The organism is Chryseobacterium salipaludis (genome assembly GCF_022968825.1).
Taxonomy (GTDB): domain Bacteria; phylum Bacteroidota; class Bacteroidia; order Flavobacteriales; family Weeksellaceae; genus Kaistella; species Kaistella salipaludis.
Map to the genome: position 1 here is coordinate 1 of NZ_JALHKS010000014.1, position 2,832 is coordinate 2,832.

The 2,832-nt window shown below is 48.9% G+C and carries 1 protein-coding gene and 1 pseudogene; both read left to right on the top strand.

Annotated features, from left to right (window positions below):
• Window positions 1-822: 822 nt before the first annotated feature.
• On the top strand, window positions 823-1,377 hold the full coding sequence (locus tag MVI27_RS11755) for a peptidoglycan-binding protein LysM (RefSeq protein WP_246962147.1): 555 nt from the start codon (window positions 823-825) through the stop codon (window positions 1,375-1,377).
• Between the two features lie 1,186 nt (window positions 1,378-2,563).
• Window positions 2,564-2,832: pseudogene (locus MVI27_RS11760) on the top strand (peptidoglycan-binding protein LysM); the annotation flags it as partial.

Sequence of the window (2,832 nt, forward strand, 5' to 3'; positions counted from 1 at the left end):
TTCACTGAACATCGACTACACCATCCCGGCTGAAAAAGCACAGACAGTCCTCTTAGGAAAACCGGAAGGGAAATACACCCAAACAGTAACCTATACCGCTACAACCAACTAATTCCTCCAGCGTTGAGCCTCTCGGCGCTCAGGAAAAATACCCAAAAAGGTCCGGCACTCCAGCCTGGACCTTTTTCTTTTCTTCTGCCTTTCTCACGAAGCACTTCGTAACCCTCCACCTTGCTACCCGCACCTTGCACCTTGTCAGTTCGCGTGTTTTTCCGAAGCAGAGCGCAGGAAAAATGTATCGAGAACCCCACTCCACCCTCGCCATTGTGAGAAGTGCGCCAGCGCGACGAAGCAACCCCCCCCCTGAACAGCAGCGCTATTTTGAGAACCCGCAATACTCAACCACTCACCCACTGCCACTCGCACCACTGACCACTGACCACTCCGCACCTCACAACCTCAATTACTCAATTACTAAATTACTCTCCACTCCCCTCCTCCGTCTCCCGACCACTGACTTCCGACCACCCGCCACCTCGCAACCCGCAACCCGCAACCCGCAACCCGTACCCCCGTCATTGCGAGGAGGCGTCAGCCGATGAAGCAACCCCCTGAACGGCAGCGCTCCTTTGAAAACCCGTAACCCGCAACTCACCACTCAACCACTCCCCACTCCTCCCCTCCCCACTCCTCCACTCCCTTGTAGTAATCCCACTACACCCATTTACACGCGCAACTACAGATTACTACCGCCGGCCACCCGATATTTGCACTGTTAAATCAATCGAATAAAATCAATCAGAAAATAAAAAATCGTATACTATGAAAAACTTCATCCTTTCTTCCGCTGCATTCTTCGCTTTCGCTGTTCTGGGTACCAATACCCTGGGTGCACAGGTGACTTCAAACACAGCCACTACTACTGCGAATATCATCCTTGACGATGTAATTTCTATTGATGCAGGAAGTGTAGCCAACGGCGGAAAAGTAGATTTTGAATATAAAACGACCGCGGATTACAATACGGACAAGACTGTACCTGTTCCCAACTCACTGAAGGTAATTTCTTCCACTCCTTTTGATGTTAAGGTAAAAGCAGCGGGAACCGATTTTGAAAATGGCAGTAATAAAATTGCCGTGGGCGTGCTTCGTTTAGCCGTCACAAACACCACTACAACCGGTGGCACACCCGCCGCTGTGACCCTTAGCAACAATGACCAGCAGCTGTTGAGCAATGCCAACCGCAGCAGCAAAGCAGAGCCGGTAAGTGTAGATATTTCTTACACCATTCCGAGCGCCGAGGCCAAGGAACAAATCTTCGGAAAAATCAAAGGAACGTACACCCAAAAAGTAATCTATACGGCTACTACTAAATAAAAACAATAGCAGCATCTGCCCTTGGACCACCAGTCTCCGGCAGCAGTTCTTCTGCCCAATACACCAGACCTGGCTGAAATCAGCCGGGTCTTCTGTTGTAGCGACTCTGCACGCCTAATTTCCAGGCCTTTACATGTGCGTTACGCTAATAATTCTTAGGATCTCTCCCTCTATCTTATAATATAAAGTTTTTAAAGCCGCCAGGCAGCCCGGTATCGCTTCCGCTAACATCAGGTGTGGTAATATGCAAATCCGCAAATCTGCCATCCCGCACCATCAACTTCCTCTTCATTACCATTCACCCTTCTGTATTTCAAAACATCCTGCCACTTTTCGCCCTTCTACTGCCACCAAATTTTTCGCCTCCGCTCTTTTCCCTCTTCCTTTATACTTCTGTCATCCGGCCACACACCTCGCACTTCTGGTATGTCGAAGAACGCTCATGCGATGCGACACCAACTGAACGGTAGTGCTCAATACTCGTCCCTCAACTACCCTCTTCCTCGCCTCCCCAGTCCTCACACTCAATCTACTGATAGCCTTTAGCATACAGTTTACCGCCAACATCGTCTGTGATCTTAAAGTCGCTTATCTCCACGCCTCTCTTCTTTCTCCCAGCTCCCTGCTTGCGTTTTCCATCTTCATATCCTGCACTATCACTCGCACACTTTTCCCATATATCCAAACAGATAACATTCCACCGCAATTAAAAAAAGCAGTGTAGCTTTTCCGTTCTTTAACACACCAACAATAAGCACATCTCACACCCGGCACCCGGCAACACAGCACACAATTTCACAGATGTACACAGCACACTTCGCACACTGGACACTCCGTAAGCAAGCGCACAGATGACACAGATAAGACCTTTCCACCCTCCGATCATTCAGCTATTGGCAACCACCGACCACCCTCGCAACACGCAGCACGCAACACGCGCCCTCGTCATTGCGAGGAGGCGCAGCCGACGAAGCAACCCCCTGAGCGGCAGCGCTCCTTTCTCCTCCCTCTTTCCTCTTTCCTCTTTCCTCTTTCCTCTAACTTCTAACCTCTAACCTCTAACCCTGTAGTAATCCCACTACACCCATTTACACGCGCAACTACAGATTACTACCGCCACCCACCCGATATTTGCACTGTTAAATCAATCGAATAAAATCAATCAAAAAATAAAAAAATCTATATTATGAAAAACTTCATCCTGTCTTCCGCTGCATTCTTCGCTTTCGCTGTTCTGGGTACCAACACCCTGAGCGCACAGTCTTCTTCTAATGAAGCAACCACAACAGTGAACATCAACCTCCAGGACGTCATCTCTATTGATGCAGGAAGCGTAGCTGCCGGTGGTGTGGTGGATTTCAACTATACCAATACCACAGACTACAACAACGATAAAACAGTCGGCGTGAAAAACTCCCTGGTGGTAACCTCTTCCAAAGCATTTGATGTAAAAGT